The organism is Micromonospora chokoriensis (assembly GCF_000718555.1).
GTDB lineage: Bacteria > Actinomycetota > Actinomycetes > Mycobacteriales > Micromonosporaceae > Micromonospora > Micromonospora chokoriensis_B.
This window is the reverse complement of record NZ_JOAN01000014.1, coordinates 1-16,025: the sequence shown is the minus strand read 5'-3', so window position 1 is coordinate 16,025 and position 16,025 is coordinate 1. Positions and strand designations below refer to the sequence as shown.

General features: G+C 73.2%; 15 protein-coding genes. 1 reads left to right on the top strand and 14 read right to left on the bottom strand.

What is annotated here, in order from left to right; all coding sequences use genetic code 11:
- Window position 1 precedes the first annotated feature (1 nt).
- The 14 genes from IF46_RS0118980 to mptB all read right to left on the bottom strand — a co-directional run bounded on the left by IF46_RS0118980 (window position 2) and on the right by mptB (window position 15,076).
- Window positions 2-325 carry a hypothetical protein gene (locus IF46_RS0118980; protein ID WP_030489682.1) on the bottom strand — a complete coding sequence of 108 codons (324 nt, stop codon included), beginning with the start codon at window positions 323-325 and terminating at the stop codon, window positions 2-4.
- A gap of 12 nt (window positions 326-337) precedes the next feature.
- On the bottom strand, window positions 338-2,365 hold the full coding sequence (locus IF46_RS0118975) for a hypothetical protein (protein ID WP_030489681.1): 2,028 nt from the start codon (window positions 2,363-2,365) through the stop codon (window positions 338-340).
- Window positions 2,362-3,012 carry a hypothetical protein gene (locus tag IF46_RS0118970; RefSeq protein ID WP_030489680.1) on the bottom strand — a complete coding sequence of 217 codons (651 nt, stop codon included), beginning with the start codon at window positions 3,010-3,012 and terminating at the stop codon, window positions 2,362-2,364. The genes IF46_RS0118975 and IF46_RS0118970 overlap by 4 nt, the downstream gene beginning before the upstream one ends.
- Window positions 3,012-3,512 (bottom strand): hypothetical protein, encoded by a 501-nt coding sequence (locus IF46_RS0118965; RefSeq protein WP_030489679.1) that lies wholly within the window; start codon window positions 3,510-3,512, stop codon window positions 3,012-3,014. Before IF46_RS0118965 ends, IF46_RS0118970 begins: the two co-directional genes overlap by 1 nt.
- A gap of 2 nt (window positions 3,513-3,514) precedes the next feature.
- Entirely contained in the window at window positions 3,515-4,996 is a 1,482-nt protein-coding gene (locus IF46_RS0118960) for a hypothetical protein (RefSeq protein ID WP_030489678.1), read from the bottom strand.
- Window positions 4,993-8,226 (bottom strand): hypothetical protein, encoded by a 3,234-nt coding sequence (locus IF46_RS0118955; protein WP_030489677.1) that lies wholly within the window; start codon window positions 8,224-8,226, stop codon window positions 4,993-4,995. The genes IF46_RS0118960 and IF46_RS0118955 overlap by 4 nt, the downstream gene beginning before the upstream one ends.
- Window positions 8,220-8,474 (bottom strand): hypothetical protein, encoded by a 255-nt coding sequence (locus IF46_RS0118950; RefSeq protein ID WP_030489676.1) that lies wholly within the window; start codon window positions 8,472-8,474, stop codon window positions 8,220-8,222. The genes IF46_RS0118955 and IF46_RS0118950 overlap by 7 nt, the downstream gene beginning before the upstream one ends.
- A 60-nt stretch (window positions 8,475-8,534) precedes the next feature.
- A complete protein-coding gene (locus IF46_RS0118945) occupies window positions 8,535-8,963 on the bottom strand; it encodes a hypothetical protein (protein ID WP_030489675.1) in 429 nt (142 codons plus the stop codon).
- 17 nt (window positions 8,964-8,980) lie between these two features.
- Entirely contained in the window at window positions 8,981-10,150 is a 1,170-nt protein-coding gene (locus tag IF46_RS0118940) for a hypothetical protein (protein WP_030489674.1), read from the bottom strand.
- A 69-nt stretch (window positions 10,151-10,219) separates the two neighbouring features.
- Window positions 10,220-11,161 carry a hypothetical protein gene (locus IF46_RS0118935; RefSeq protein WP_030489673.1) on the bottom strand — a complete coding sequence of 314 codons (942 nt, stop codon included), beginning with the start codon at window positions 11,159-11,161 and terminating at the stop codon, window positions 10,220-10,222.
- Between the two features lie 314 nt (window positions 11,162-11,475).
- Entirely contained in the window at window positions 11,476-11,850 is a 375-nt protein-coding gene (locus IF46_RS0118930; RefSeq protein WP_051724008.1) for a barstar family protein, read from the bottom strand.
- 93 nt (window positions 11,851-11,943) lie between these two features.
- Complete coding sequence (locus IF46_RS0118925) at window positions 11,944-12,393, bottom strand: ribonuclease domain-containing protein (RefSeq protein ID WP_232234085.1); 450 nt, start codon at window positions 12,391-12,393, stop codon at window positions 11,944-11,946.
- A 59-nt stretch (window positions 12,394-12,452) separates the two neighbouring features.
- The gene (locus IF46_RS0118920) at window positions 12,453-13,676 is read right to left on the bottom strand and encodes a glycosyltransferase 87 family protein (RefSeq protein ID WP_051724007.1); all 1,224 of its coding nucleotides are present in this window, start codon (window positions 13,674-13,676) and stop codon (window positions 12,453-12,455) included.
- Window positions 13,673-15,076: a polyprenol phosphomannose-dependent alpha 1,6 mannosyltransferase MptB gene (mptB, locus tag IF46_RS0118915; protein WP_036392547.1), complete on the bottom strand. Its 1,404-nt coding sequence runs from the start codon at window positions 15,074-15,076 to the stop codon at window positions 13,673-13,675. The genes IF46_RS0118920 and mptB overlap by 4 nt, the downstream gene beginning before the upstream one ends.
- A 142-nt stretch (window positions 15,077-15,218) precedes the next feature.
- Here mptB and IF46_RS0118910 point away from each other — a divergent pair.
- Window positions 15,219-16,025 (top strand): hypothetical protein (locus tag IF46_RS0118910; RefSeq protein ID WP_157563162.1); only part of this gene is annotated, 807 nt, incomplete at its 3' end.

The window sequence follows — 16,025 nt, the reverse complement described above, 5'->3', positions numbered from 1 at the left end:
CTCAGACCGCCTTCAGCTTGGTCTGCCCGGCGCTGGCGGACAGGCCGGGGCTGGAGCCGTCGGTGGCGCCGCTGAGCGAGTCCAGAGCCACCCCTGCCCCGCCGACCTTGAGCTTGCTGGCGGCGCCGGTCGCGGTGGTCACCGTGCTGCACTGCTTGGTGGAGTTGCTGGTGGTGATGGTGCACCCCGCCACCGACTTGCCGCTGATCCCGTCCGGCCGGGTCACCGCGACGTGGTCGACGGTGAGCTTGCTCTGCCCGGCCGGGGAGACCTTGCCCTGGTTGGGGCAGTGCACGTCGCTCGACGTGGTGAGCACGAAAGCCATATCGCTCTCTCCTCAGTGGACGTTCATCGCGTTGCTGACCTGGACGTCGACGTCGTCGGCGGCGATGTTGACGGTGCCGCCGCTGATGTTCACCGCGCCGTTGCCCGCGTCCAGGTCGATCTGGGTGGCGGTGATGGTGATCGAGCCGTCCTGCTTCATCACGATCGACGACCCTCCGGCGGCGTGCTCGATGGTGATGCTGTCGGCCTCGTCCGCGCGGGCCGGGCGCTGACCACGGCCCTGCAGCTGGGCCCGGCCCACCCGCACGGTCAACTCCCCCAGCTCGATGACTCGGTTGCCGTCGCCGTCGGTGAGGTCGTGCGCCACCTTGCCGTCGTGGTCGGCGGGGACCACCGAGTCGCCGATCGACGAGCGGCTGCTGCTGGCCACCCCGACCGGCAGGGACAGCCACCAGTCCCCCGGCTCGGAGACCGGGGCGTGCCCGGTCGGCCAGAGCGCACCCACCTCCACCGGGTCGTCCGGCGCCCCGTTGCGGTAGGCCAGCGCCACCCGGGTGCCCGGGTAGCGGGGCAGGATGAGCCCGCAGCCACCCCAGGCGAACGGGGTCAGGTAGGTCACCCCGGGCAGCGGCGCGGGCTGCTCCCGGCGTACCGGCAGACGGCGGACGCCGTTGGGTCGGCCGTCCGGGCGGGCCAGGCCCTCCCACACCGTCTCGGTCTGCGCCGGCGGTTCGACCGCGCCGCTGGCGTTGGTGGCCGCCGCGCGCACCTCGCCGATCTCCAGGCCCCGCGTCTCACCCCGGGCGGCGCGGGCCGCGCGACGCACCGCCTCGGCGGCGGCCACCCCGGGCGAGGACGCCGGGCCGGCCGGCTCGGCGGTGCCCACGCCGGAGGCGTCGCTCCAGCTGTCCCACGCCTGGGCGCCCGAGGTGACCTCGACGCCCTGCACCACCGTGACGAATCCGGCGGTACGCGACAGGGTGTGCCGGGCGGCGCTGAGGTAGAGCAGTTTCGCCCCCGCGCCCAACTCCCCGGTCGACGGGGCGAACGGCGCCGCGAACGAGCCGAGCAGCGCCGCGCCGACGCTGCCCAGCGTGGTGGCCTCGTCCACCGCCGGCGGGTCGAAGCACACCAGGTCGCCGGGCTTCAGGTCGGGGCGGCCTTTGAGGGTAAGCGTCCACGCCCGACGGCGCGGTGCGGCGGTGCCGCCGGACTCGGTGGCCGCGTACGGGTCGGTGTCCTGGCTGCCGTTCTCGGTGCAGGCCAGCAGCCCGGTGGCGAGGGTCAGCGGCTTGGGCTCCCCCTCCGGGTACGGGATGGGACGCTTGCCGACGTGCACGGTACCGTCGCGGATCAGCAGCATCCCCCGCCCGTACGCGTTGAGCGACTGCTGCAACGCGCCGCCGATACGCTCCAGCGCGGCGCGGTAGAGCAGGCCGGCGCCGAAGGCCACCCGCTCGTCACCGGCTGCCTCGGTGGCTCCCCGGGTCATCGTGCCGTCCGGGTTGCCGCCCCAGGTGGCGATGTCCACCCGGGTGCGGTCGGCGACGGCCCGGATCGCGGCGGTGAAGGTCGCCGCCTCGAACCGTTCGGTCACCCGCTGCCCGAGCCGGGCGTACGCCTGCTCGACGAGGGTCAGCTCGGTGTCGTAGGTCCGCTCGCCGGTGAGCCGACGCACCTTCGTCACCCGCAGCACGGCGACCAGCGCCTGGGTCAGCTCGGCCGGGGTCGGGCCCGCGTTGACGCCGACCAGGTTGGTGAAGAACGCGCCGACGGAGGTGTTCGCGTCGCGCCAGTACAGGTGCAGCTTGGCCACCAGCGGCGGTTGCCCCTCGGCGGTGCGCAGCGCGGCGAAGTGCTCGTCGATCAGCCCCTGCACGGTGATCGTGTACGCGCCGGGGCCCAGCCCGTCGGGCAGCGCGGCGTCGATGGCCGCGTAGTAGTCGGCACTGGACAGGGTGAGCGCGGCGTCCTGACTCAGCCCGGTCGGGGTCTCCCGGTGAAACGTCAGGGTCCAGCCGGCGTCGTTGCCGACCGCACCCTGGCGTACCTGGCCGGTCTGGAACGGCGTGAGCGTCATCGCAGCACCCTTCGCAGCTTCTTGTCGAGCAGGTAGCGGTAGCGCAGCCGGGCGGGGCCCAACTCGGATTCGACGCGCTGCGCGGGTGGGCGGCGACGCCAGACGAACTCGTTGATCGGCGGCGGCCCGAACTCATCCACCGCCCGGTCGGCCCGACGCCAGGCCAGCGCGATGGACGAGCCGTAGTCGCCGGAGCCGCGGACCGTCCCGGCGTGCACCAGCCAGCTCAGCACCAGCAGCTCCACGGCGACCGAGGCGGATCCGGCGCTGTCGGCGGGCGTGCCGGCGTCGGGGCAGACCCGGCGCAGGCCGGCGGCGAGCGGCACCGAGCCGAGGATCCGGGTGCCCTGGCGGACGACGAGGCGCAGCGGCACCCGACCGACCAGGGCCGGTGGCGCGGGTGTGGCCGGCGGCGCGGGCCGGGGCGCCAGGTCGTCGGCGGAGCTGCTGACCACGGCGAGTGGGTCGGTGTGCAGCCACTGCCGGGCCAGCCCGGTGGGCAGGATCAGCACCGCGTGCACGCCGACGCCCAGCTCGACGCGGTGCGGGAGGCCGGCGGTGAGGCTCTGCCGCACCTCGGTGAACCCGTCGGGCACCTCGACGGGTGTCTCCGGCAGCAGGTAGCGGTCGATCGGGAACTGTGGCATCAGTTGCCCAACCCGTCGGCGAGCGCGCCGACTCCGATGCTGGCCACGTCGAGCAGCTTGCCGAGCAGGCTGGGACGGGGCACGTGGACGAGGGTGATGGTGGTGTCCAGGACGTCACGGCGGGCGGCCGAGGCGTTGAAGGTCAGCGACTGCACCTGCATGTCAGTGCGGATGGTCATGGAGGTGACCAGGATCAGCCCGCCGAACTTCCCCCCGGAGTACGCGGCGAGGGCGGTGCCGCGTTTGCTCGCCTCGGCCATCGTCTCCAGCGCGAACTTCCAGGCGTAGCGTTCCGCGCCGACGAGCACCCCGGTCAGCGTGATGGTGTCGTCGTGGGTGGCCACGATGGCCTTGTGCGCGGTGGAGCCGATCGGCGGCAGGTGGTACGTCTCGGCAAGCGAGATAGCGGTGACCGCCCAGATCGGAATCGGCAGGATCCCGTCGCTGATTATCGCGGACGGCACCGTGCCGTACCGCATGAAGCTGCTGGTGATGGCCATGCTCAGCGCCCTCCGGTGGGTGGCAGCGGCACCGGCGTGCCGGTGGGTTCGACGGCCAGGCCCAGGTCGCGCAGCGCCTGGGTGATCTCGCGGACCTCGCCGGCGGCGCTGGTGACCCGCAGCCGCAGCCGGCGTGCTTCCAGCGCGGCGCTGATCCGCGCGGGCCGGGTGGACGCGGAGCCGCGCCGGTTGATCCGGTCGATCTCGGCGGCGGCGTCCTCCATCCGGGAGATCGCGTCGAGGATGCGCGGGTCGGGGGTGAAGCCGGGGTCGTCGCGTTGCAGTCGGGCGATGGCGTCGCGGAAGTCGGCGGCGTCGCGGCGCAGGTTGGTGACCAGGTTCTCGGTGAGCGCGCTGACTCCGCTGACGCTCGTCGCGCGGTGCGACTTGTCGTCGAGCAGCCAGACCCAGCCGTCGTGGCCGATGCCGACGAGGTCGGTGCCGGCGACCTTGACGTTGGCGTCCGGGCCCTTCAGGAACAGCTCGATGCTGCTCAGTGAGAACGCCGCGCTGTACTCGCCGAGCACACCCCGCCCGTAGGTGACCATGTCGTGGCGCAGGTAGGCGCGGAAGCCGGGGCCGTCGTCGGCGCGGCCGCCCCGGTCGCGGAAGCGCCGCCAGAGGGTGGCCAGGGCCTCCGGGTTGTGCACGGCGAGCTGCTGGGTGAGCCAGACGTCGCCGCCGGACACCACGGCCCGCAGGTCCGGGTCGGCGATCCGCGCGAGAGCTTCGGCCAGTCGCGCCTCGCTCATCTGCAGGCCGCGCGAGCGGGCCTTGCCGAGATCGTCGACGGCGGTCCGCAGCCGGGCCAGCTCGTCCGGGGTGAGCCGGCCGCCGAGCCGGGTCTCCAGGTCCGCCAGGGCGGCCCGCTTTGCGGCCTCCGACTCGGCGGCCACCGCGTGCCACAGCGCGGTCGGTTCCAGCGCGGCAGCACGGCGCAGCGCGGCCTGCCGGTCCGCCGGCATGGCCTGGAACGCGTTGCCAACGATGTCGGTGGGCTCCACGTGCCGGCCGCCCGCGCCACCGCCGGCGGCGTCGAACTCGCGCAGCAGCGAGTCGGCGTACGCGGCGGAGTCGTCGGCCAGCCGCAGCGGCGCGTCCCCGACGATGCCGTCGCGCGGTCGGCTCAACTCGCGCATCTCGGTGCTGAGCTGGTCGAAGTGCTCGCCGAGGGTGGCCACCCGCACCCCCTCGGGCAGGGTGCCGCCCTCGAGTACGTGGTCGAGGATGGCGGCGATGTTGTCGCGCAGCACGGTGATGCGTTCCAGCCGGTTGAGCGCGTTGTTCAAGTACAGGTCGGCGACGTCGTCGATCATGCGCCGAACGAGGTGTTCCAGGAGTCGCCGGGAGCGCACCTCGCCGGCCTCGCTGTGCGCGGCGACGGTCCGCATGAACTGGCGCAGCCGGGGGTTCGCGTCGGCGGCGGCGTGCACGGCGGCGGCGTCGAGGAACCGGCCGGCGCGGAACCGGCGCGGCCCGGTCACGGCCGCACCACCGGGACGCGGGGGCCGGCGGCGGCGCCACCGGGTTGTGAGTCGAGCACCATGAGGATGAACCGGGCGCCCTCCGGGCCACCGACCGCGCCGCTGAGCATCGCCTCCCGCTCCACGTACGCGAGCACCGGCTCCATCAGCTTCTGCACGACCCGTTCCAGCACCTCGTTGAGCAGGATCTCGGTGAGGAACCCCTGGAGCAGGTCACGGGACGCGGCTTCGATGATCTGCCGGGTGACGCGACGCACCACGTACCCCCGGGCGGCGCGCAGCCCGGCGCGGACGCCGAAGCGTAGGGCGACCCGCCCGCCGCGCACGGCCGCGCCGCCGATGGTGCCGGCCTCCGGGATCAGCGACAGCGCCAATCCGAGGTACGCGGCGAACAGCTCGACCTCGACCTCGGTGCGGGTCAGCACCAGCTCCGGGTCGAGCATCGAGGAGTAGAGGCGCTCGCGCTGGTGGGCGTGGGCCACGTCGACGGCGGCGACGGCGACCCCGACCACGAAGCCCAGCGGTGGGCAGAGCAGCGACAGCGCGATGATCCCCACCATGACGGCGAACGCGCTGAGCGCCTCCCGGCCCAGCTCGGTGCTGAACAGGTCGTCGACGCCGGTGGCGTAGTAGAGGTTGGCGCCGAAGAACTCGCCGATCTGCTGGTGGGTGACGAGGTGGATGCCCTGCAGGGCGAAGCGTCCACGGGGGATGGTGGCCGACGGGATGTGTTCGCTGATCCGGCTGGACCGGAAGGCGAACCGGGCGTCGGTGCGGGCGCGGCCGAGCATCTCGGTGTTGTTGCGCCGCATGTCCTGCAGGACCCGCCACAGTTCGTCGCGGATGGCGGACCGGTCGCCGGCGAAGCGGGCCAGCACGTCGGGCAGGTCGGTGATCTGCTTGACCAGCGGGTCGATGCCCTCGGCCTCGCCGCGTTGGATGACCAGCGCCTGTTCGATCTCGGCGAGGGTCCAGAGCACCGCGTGCGAGTCGCGGATGCGGGTGGTGCCGTCGCGTTCGACGATCTCACCGGCCGCGCCGGGGCTGCTCAGGGCGGCCTCGGTGGCGAGGAACGCGCTGGAGATGGCGCGGGCGGCCCCGTACCAGGCGGTGGACGGGTTGGCCATGCTCACCGTGGCGAGGGTGCCGCCGCCGAGGTCGGTGTGGGCGGACACCCACCGGGCGGCCTCGTGGCGGCGCAGCCGCTCCCGCAGGCCCTGCAGCTCGGCGTAGTCGGTGAGCTGGGAGACGATCAGCCGCTCGAAGATCGGCGCGTACCTGTCGAAGTGGGCGATCCGCGCGTCGATGCCGGTACGCGAGCTGAGCAGTAGCTGCACCAGCATGGCTTGGCTGCCGACCATGAAGAGCTGCCCGACGGCGCCCTTGACAGCGGGGCTGAACGCCTGGATGAAGTGCAGGTTCCAGGACGCGGACGTGTCGATCCAGCCACCCTGGATCCGGGCGAAGTGCTCGGGCTGGCTGTAGCGGCCCATCACCAGTTGGGCGAGTCGATCCAGTCGGGGCACCACCCCGGCCAGGTGGCGCAGGAACTGCACGGCGGGTGAGGCGACCGGCCGGAAGTCCAGCGGGCCGAGCCGGCCGCTGCCCTCCGGTACGGGTCGGGTGAACGCCTCCCGCTCGGCCGAGCCGACCAGCAGACTGATCGCCGCGGCCCGGCCGCGCAGCATGGCGGCGGCCTGCAGGCAGAAGTTCGCCGGGTAGCGGCACGGCTCGCCCATCTGCAACCGGAACGCGATGTCGTCCATCAGCCGGCGCAGCTCGTCGCCATCCGGCCCGAGCGCGGCCAGCTCCGGTTCGCCGTTGTACGGCGCGCAGGCCCGCAGCTCGGAGTGCGCACCGGTGACGGCGGGGAACCGTCGTCCCTCGACGCCGGGCGGGGCGCTGGGGCTACTCGGGTCGAAGACGAACCCGCCCCGTCGGGCGCCCCCGGTGCCGTCCCCAGCGCTGCCACCGGCGTCACCGCCGGGCCCACTGCCGGTACCCAGCCCTCCGGTGCCGCCCGGCCCGCTGCCCGTGCCGCTGCCGGGGCCGGAGGCGCTGCCGTTGCCCGAACCGGCGCCGGTGCCGGCCGCGCCGGAGCCGATGCCGCCGCCGGGCGGGGCGTTCGGGTCCGGTGGGGTCGCCGGACGCTGCTCGACGCTTATCGGCAACAGGTTGGCCGTGCCGGTCCAGTGCAGCGTGGCGTCGGTCTCCTCGGTGCCCACCAGCAGCAGGGACACCCCTCCGACGCGAACCACCACCAGGCTGGTCGGCAACGCCCCGCCCACCGAGGCGAGGATCCCGTCGACCCGCCGGGTCACCTCCACGTCGACGGCGCGTTCGATCTGCGTCCGGTACTCCTCGACGCTTGTCGTCTCACCGCGCGGCTGGGCGAGGCGCAGCCGCTGCCGGATGTCGTCGCCGAGTTCCGCGTCCACCATGGCCACCAGCCCGGCCCGGTCGGTGACCGGCCGACGCTCCACCGTGCCGGGCTGCGGGCTGGGCACCCGCGCCTCCACCTCGAAGTGCGGCTGCGGGGTGGCCCGGAACACCGTCTCGCCGAACGTGTCGAAGGTCAGGTACGACAGCGGGGTGGTGGTCACCATGACCAGCCACACCTGCCGGCCGGTCGGGTCGATCACCCGCGCGATGACCCCCTGCGGGGTGCCCGACGGCAGGCCACCGTGCTGGCGTACCGCCTCCCGGGCCAGCTCGGCGAAGTGCCCGACCAGGTAGGTGACCGGCCGCAGCAGCCACTGGTGGGTGACCGGGGGCGGCTCGTCGCCGTCCACCGGCACCTCGGCGGCGTCACCACCGTCGTCGTAGGACGGCACCCGGTAGACGGCCAGCAGGTGGCGCATCCGCTGTGGGTCGAACAGCTCGGCCGCTGGCTGGCTCAGCGGCACGGCCACCCCGGGCGGCAGCCCCGGGTCCAGCCGCGCGGCGGTGACCACCTCGTCGACGCGCCGGCGCAGCCGGGCCTCGACGGCCCGCCGGTCGTCCGGGGACACCCTCTGCACGCCCGCACCGGTCCAGCGGAAGGTCGGCGCGTTGGGGCGTACCTCCAGGTAGCCGCCGCGGGGCGTGACCACCTCGCGCCGGGAGCGTTCCAGCGCGCGGGCCAGCGCCGCGCCGAGCGCGTCGGTCACCGCCTCCGGACGCTCAGCCAGCGAGCGGGCGTCCACCCGGATGCGCACCGGAACGTGCACCGAGATGGCCACCGTCAGCACCGCCCGTCCAGGTGCTCGGCGAGGCGGGCCAGCGCGAGGTCGGCGAGCGCGTCGGCGTCGACCGCGCCGCCGGCCGCGACCACCTCGATCTCCACCGGGAAGTGGTACGCGATCACCGCGCGGTCGTCCTCGGCCACCTGCTCGGCCTCCGCCTCGCTACCGGCCGCCGGCAGCACGATCTCACCCGCGTGCACCAGGGCCAGCCCGGTACGGGTGACCCGGGCGGCACGGCCAGCACCGGTCGCCATCTACTACCTCCGGTCAGTCGTCGTCGGCGGGTTTGTCGTCGGCGTGCCGTCGTTGGCCGGTCAGGGCAGGACGGACGGGTCGCCGGTCTTCGGGTCCACCGAGGCGGCCAGGCTGAAGCCGCTGAAGGTCGCCGCCGGTGCGCCGGAGATGGTGGCGGTGGTCGGGGTGGCGCTGGTGATCAGGCAGTCCCGCAGCACGAACGACGAGAACGACCAGTCGTCGCCGGTGTGCTCCAGCAGCGCGATGTCGAACAGCTCGCCGTCCAGGGCCAGCTTGGTGAGCCGACCGGCGACGTCCCCGATCGCCTTGACGGTCATCGTGAAGTTCATCGAGACCGGCGCGTGGATGACGCCCAGGTGGGTCACCTCGCACGAGTGCAGCGCCTCGACGTTGAGCGAGAAGGACGGGCTGAACGAGTCGATCGGGCTGATCAACACCGTCTCGGTGCCCTTGGTGTACTGCACCGCGAGGCGGGTCTTCCACTCCATGGTCTGGTTCCTCCGGGTCAGAACTTGGCCACGAGCGTGACCAGCAGGCGGCTCACGGCCGGGCCGTAGGTGACGGTGACGACCAGGTCGACGGTGCGGTCGGCCCGGGCGGCGGTGACGATCGAGGTGTCGGTGGCGGTACGTGCGACCTCGGGGATGGCGAGGATGTCCAGCACCGGGATCTCGATGCGGTAGTCGTCGATCACCGCCTGCCGCTTGAGTGGGCCGAGGATGCCGTCGACCTGGGTCTTCAGCAGCGTCATGCCCGGCTTGGTGATCCGGGCGTCACCGACCAGGCCGATCAGGCCGGCGCGCAGCATGAACTCGATCTGGTCCAGGGTGCGCACCAGGTCGACGTGCAAAAGGCTCGCGTCGGAGGTGAACAACCGCCCGTCGGCGAAGTGCAGGCTCTCCCCGGTGATCAGCGTTGGGTCGATGATCGGCGTCAGGTTGGCCTCGGAGAGTCCCTTGATCTCGGCCGGGCTGTACTGCTTGGCCACCGGGATGGCCACTCCCCGGATCTTCTTCAACACGATGCTGTGGTGCACCGGCAGCCCGGCCACGGCCGCCATCGCGGCGGTGGCCGCGTCACCGTCCGCGCCTCGAGCGGCGATCATCACCATCCGGCTGGTGCTGCTCTTGAGCGGGTTCGCGGCGGTGGTGATGTCCGCGACGTAGGTGGGGCCCTTCTCGGTGGCCGGGTTGACCATGGCGAAGCCGATCCGTCGCTGGCCGGCCGCGGACATCGTCTCCACGTGCGCCTTGAGCGCGTGCAGCCCGGTGGGTGCGCCCGCACCGGCCGGGTTGCCGACGCCCGACTCGTTGGCCAGCGACACCATTGTCACGTCGTCGGCGGCCTCCAGGCCGCTCAGGGCTGCGGCGTAGTCGTCGCCGGCGACCTTGACCCCGTACACCTTCGCCGGACGCGGGTCCTGCAGGAACGCCAGCTCAAGGGAGTTGTAGAGGGCGTTGCGGACCACGTTGCCGGTCTGCCGGCGGGCGAAGTTGGTGACCGCGTCGTCGAGGGTCTCGATCCGCACCGGCGTGTTCGCCGGCGCCGAACCGCCGTCGGCCGTGGACGGCGCCTTGCCCACGACGGCGATGACACCCGGCGAGCGCTGGGCCAGCGGCGCCGGTGGCGGCACGATCCGGACCTCGATGAACGGGAATGCTGCTGTCGGTGCCACGGGTCCTCCCGGACGAAGTTGCTAGTGCGGTCTCTGGCGGCCCCCGGCCGCCGTGGTCGTTGGGCGGGGTCAGGTCGTCACGGCGGCGAGCCCGATGCCGCTGCGGGCGAGCCATTGGCCGGCCCGGGCGAACCGGGCGGCGCGCTTCTGCGCGTCGGTGCCGGTGTCACCGCCGGGCCAGCCGTCGTCGTCGAACGTCTCGATGGGCACCACCCAGACGGCGACCACCCGGTGTCGCCGTCGCACGTCGTCCGGCGCGGGCACGTCCAGGCCCAACTCCTCGGCGCGGGCCCGCACCAGGCGGGTCTCGACCAGCAGGTCGGCCAGGGAGAAGCCCTGGTCGCGGATCAGCACGGCGGCGGCGAACGGCAGCGGGCGCGGGGTCGGTGGGGCGGCCGACGGCGCGGCGTAGCGCAGTTTCACGGTGGCCCCGGCGGCCTGCCCGCGCATCCGCGCCACCAGGTCACCGGCGTTGGTGGCGCCGACACCGGCGAGCAGCCGGTCCAGGTGGGCGTCGGTGAACGCGGCCGGCTGGTGCAGCCCGGCCCGCAGCCGGGTCACCAACCGGGTCCGCCGCTCAGCCTCCAACTGCGCCGGGTCGGCCGGCAACGCGCCAAGGTCGGCGACGATCTGCGGGTCCACGTCGAAGGCGGGCATCGCCACGTCGAGGTCCTCGACCCGGTCCCGGGCGGCGCTGGTCCGCACTACCAGGCTGCCCCGCCACAGGGCGTCGATGCGCAGCGCCGAGCCGCCGAGGCCGTGCAGGCGTACGCGCAGCTCGGTGCGGTTGGTGCCGCCGGCGCCCAGCCACTCCCCCTCGGCCATCGTGACGGGGGCGGCGGCGAAGCCGAGGGTCAGCTCGTCGAAGACCGCCGCGTACGGCGGCCCGACCGGCATCGCCTCGGTGTCGTACGCGGCCTCGACCAGGTGCGCCAGCGACGCGTCATCGAAGAGCGCGGCGCGGGTGCCCGGATCGGCCAGCCGCACCAGCACCCCGTCGACGAAGTCCACCGCACGGCCTCCCCGCTGCCCGTGCCGGCACACCCTGACCGGCTCGGCACGAGGATCGCGGAGGGCCCGTCACCCAAGCGTCACCGCCACCGTCACCGTCGCCCGATGCGGCGGTCATTGTCGGAAACTGAGCACCCGCACAGCCGTCTGTCGCTCTCGACCTGCGCAATCGCCGCCCGGGCACTGCGGCTGCGCCGCAAGAGCCGATCGGGCGGCGCGGGCCGGCGCCGTGTTGCTCCTGAGCGTGATGACTCTCAGGCATCACGATGACTGTGAGGCATCACGCTCATCGCAGCTCGTGCCCCCGGCTGCCGTCACCCACCGTGTGCCGGTGGGGCCTCGTCGAGGACGACGCGCAACGGGTGCGAAGCGCTGCCGGCGAGGTTGCCGAGCACGGTGAGCAGCAGGGCGTACTGATCGGCCGGCTCGTCGGCGAGCAGTTGGCCGGCGTCGGTGATCAGTAGGGTGAGCGGGCCGGCGTCGAGCCGGTCCCGGAGCACGTCGGCGAGAGCGTCCCAGGTGTCCCCCAGGTACGCCGGCAGGGCCAGCGCGGTGGCGAGCGCGACGAACAGCCCGGCCCTGGTCCGGGTCGCCGTTCCGGCCAGCGCCACCGAGTCGGGCAGCTCTGGGGCGTCGTCGCGGCACACGATCAGCCAATCGGGCATCCGATCCTCGCCGTCATCGATCATCGCGTGCCTCCTGATCCGACCGGGGCGATATCTGACCGGGTCGACGCTGCCGCAGCGGGGCCGACCGACCGTGACCGGTCGACCCCGGGCCGGTCAGAGTCGGTAGAAGTCGGTGTAGTGGTTGGGCGAGAACCAGGTGACCCCGGTGCTGCGGTTCACCACGATCCGGTACGCGTCCCGGGCGGCGCCCTGGGTGCGCGGGTAGACGTCGTACTCGTAGTAGATGGCGTTGGTGGGCAGTTGACCCTCGTAGTTGTAGAACTGGCCGCCGGCGAAGTTGGACTTGCCACCGCTCCAGGAGTACCAGCCGCGACTGGTCGGGAACCCCTTGGCGGACCAGCCGGATCGGGCGGTGCGGGCGTCCGCGCAGCGGCTCATGGTGCAGGAGCTGTAGACCGCAGCCGAAGCCGAGTCGGTCAGCCGGGTGGAGACCACGGACGGGCCGACCAGCGCGGCGGCGACCATGGCAACGAGCAGGGCGAGGGTGGTGGTACGCCGGCGGATCGCGCCGAGCGTGGCCAGCGGGGACACGAGGGTGGACACAGGCTGCCTCCAGACCATCCGATCCATCGATCCGTGTGATTGTCGGACCGGACCCAGTCTCACCGCTTCCGGTCGGTGACAACACCCCTCGGCACCCCAACTGCTCCACAATGCTCGGTTAACCCCGGATGATCACCTGTCTCGGCACGCCCGATCGGGAGTAGCGCGAGCAAACCGATGCTGACCCAGACGTACGCGTTGGCGCCCACGAACCCCAACGGCCCGGTCGACCCGTTGGCGAAGACCCACACCAGCCCACTACAGAGCACGACGTAGCCGGCGACGCCGGCCCGCGTCCGACGGCGGGCCGTCGCGTCGACCGGCGGCCACGGCAGCGTGGACGCGGCGAGCACCACCAGCCCCGGCACCAGCCACACCAGGTGATGCACCCAGGTGACCGGGCTGACCAGGCACGCGGCGACGCCGGTCAGCGCGAAGCCAGCCCGTTCGTCGCCGTCGCGTACCGCCCGACGTACCCGCACCGCCCACACCGCCAGCACGACGACGACCAGTAGCAGCCACAGCCACCGGTCCGGGTGCTCCGGGTCGAGCCGGGCGACCAGGCCGAGCAGTGACTGGTTCGACACGTACGCCAACGCACCGACCCGATCGGTGTCCCACAGCGCCTCGGTAAAGAACGTCCGGGTGGCGTCCGGGGCGAGCGCCGCCGCGACAAGCGTCGCTCCGACGGCCGTGCCGATGGCCGTGGCGGCGGCCCGCCAGCGCCCGGTGACCAGCAGGTACCCGATGAAGACCGCCGGGGTGAGCTTGACCGCGGCGGCCAGCCCGACCCCGACACCGGCCAGCCGACTGCCCCGCTCCAACAACCACAGGTCCAGATAGACCAACGCCACCAGCAACAGGTTGACCTGCCCGAAGCTGACCGTGTCCCGCACCGGGTTGAGCCCGGCCAGCAGGCAACAGGCCAGCGCGAGCGCGTACCAGCGGGTCCACCCGTGCCGCCGGGCCAACGGGTCGACCAGCAGGTGCAGCAGGAAGGCGACGGCCAACGCGGTGAGCAGCAGGTTCGCCACGATCGTCGGGTACCAGGCCAGCGCGGCCATCGGCACCATGCTGACCGCGGCGAACGGTGGGTAGGTGAAGCCGTACCCATTGCTTGTGGTCCACTCGTACAGGTCGCCGCCGCGCATCCAGTGCCCGACCGCGCCGTGGTAGACACCGACGTCGAACCAGCCCCGATGCCCGGGCAGCACCGCGATCGCCACCGCGAGCAGGGTCACCAGGCCGAGCACCGTCACCACGCGCCGCCGGCCCGCGTTCATCGGGCCACCTCCACCGGGGCGGGCGGCACCAGCAGGCGCAGCGAACCGACCGCGAGCAACCCCACCAGCACCCCGACGGCGGCCAGCACCGCCTGCGCCACATCCGGTCCGAAGCCACTGGGCAGCGCCACGAACGCGAGCACCACCGCGCCCAGCGCCGCCGCCAGCCGGGCCCGCCCGTGCGCCGCCGCCGCGATCAGCACCAGACCCCAGAGCGCGTACCAGGGCCGGGTCGCTGGGCCGAGCAGCGCCGCCGCCACCAGCACCAACCCCAGCGCGTACGCCGGGCCGAGCCGACGCCGATGCCACCACACGCCGACCGTCACCGCCAACGCGGCGGCCACGCCCAGCGCCAGGCAGAGCCGCATCGGGGCGTCGCCCAGGTGCAGACCGAAGCGCCCCGCCGCGCGCAGCGCCACCCGACCCAGCGCGCTGGAGATCGACCAGCTGTGTCGGTACATCGGTGTGCCGAGCGCGCCGACCCACCCGTACCCGATGCCGGTGGCCCAGGTGACCACGGCGGCGGTGCCCAGCGCGACCCCGGCCGTGCGGGCCACCGAGGTCGGCAGCCCACGGTGGCGCGCGGCGAGCGACACGACCACCAGCAGCCCGACCACCGCCGGCACCTTGACCAGCGCGGCGAGGGTGACCAGCACGGTGGCCGCGCCGTAGCGGTGTTCGAAGGCGAGGCTCAGCCCGGCTACCAGCAGCCCCAGCATCACCGCCTCGTTGTGCGCTCCCGCGATGAGGTGCAACGGTACGAGCGGGTTGAGCACGCCAAGCCAGAGCGCGGCGGCCGGGTCGACGCCGCAGTGCCGGGCCAATCGGGGCAGGTACGCCACCAGCAGCGCTACCCCGGCCAACGCCACCAGGCGCAGACCGAGCACGCCGAGCACCAGCTTGCCGCCGGTCGCCGCGGTGACCACGGCCGCCACCGCCAGGAACACCGGCCCGTAGGGGGCCGGGGTCTGCTGCCACATCTGCGGCACCTCACCGGCCAACGCGCCGCCCAACTGGGCCACCCCGTGCCGGTACACGTCGATGTCGGCGAGGACCATCGCACCCTGCGCCAGATAGCTGTACGCGTCCCGGCTGAACAGCGGCGGCGCCACCAGCAACGGCCCCGCCCAGCAGGCCAGGGTGATCGCGGCGGAGCGCCGGTCGACGACCTCGTCGGGTGCGTGTCGGTGCCGGCCCGCCCACCACCAGGCGACAACGAGCAGGGTCAGGCCCGCGTACCCGCAGAGCAACCCCGGCCCCGCGAGCTGCCGCAGCGCGCTCCACCAGGCGGCGTGCGCGCCGACGGGCAGCGCGCCGGCGGCCAGGCCGGCGCAGGACAGCAGCGTGGCACCGACTCCCCCGAGCAGCCGGTACGCGACGACGGTCGGCAGTGTGCGCACCCGGGCAGGATGTCGCCCGCGGCTGACCGCCACACGACGCCCGGACGATCAGCAAGCGACGTCGCGATGACGGCGTGGCGGCCGACATTTCGGGCACCGGTTGTTAGCGTGAAGCGCGGATCCGTGACCGTGGAGGGGTGCCATGACGGACGCCCCCGATGGGAGGCCGAGGCCCGCGGACCAGTGGCGGCACCGGGGCATTCGAGGGTTGACCATCGCCCGCGACGTGAGTGTGCGCGGCTGGCGGTGGTGGTCGCGAAGTTGGGATCGGCTGGTCGCCGCGCTGCAGGACGAGGCGCCCGTCAACTCCGCCGCCGCGCCGACGCCAGCCGGCCCGCTCGTCGAACAGCGCGACGCGCCACGGCTGATCGCGGTCCCGGCACGCGGGTACGTGTACTCGTTCTACGTCCGCGCCACGTTCTCGTGGTCGTCAGCGGTGAGCCTTCGCTCCGAGGTGCTGAGCTGGTACGTGCAGTACTTCCAGCCCACCGCGATCCAGCGACTGACCCGGCTCGCCGCGGACGCCGCCCGCGACCTGCCGCCGCACCGGGCCGGTGACCTGGAGGTGGCGTTGCAGCAGGCGCTCGCCGAGGAGCCGTTGTGGCACTACCAGCGGGGCGACATCACGCTCACCTGCCGCCCCGACGCCGCCGTCCGCCTCGACGAACGGATCATGCCGGCGCTCCAGCCGCACGTCGACCGCCTGGTCAAGCTGGAGTACCAGTTCGACGAGCAGATCCGAAAGGCCCGGTACGCCGAGGCGCTGAGCCGCCAGTGGGCGACGATCCTGGATGATCACGCGGACGACCACGACCTGGCCGACGCCCGCGAGCACATGCTGGCTGCGCAACGACAAGCCGCACGATGGATCGCCGAACTCCTCCACCGCCACAACGAGCACCCCACAGACCCAACAACCCCAGTCCCGCCGCAGCCAACCCCCGCCGCC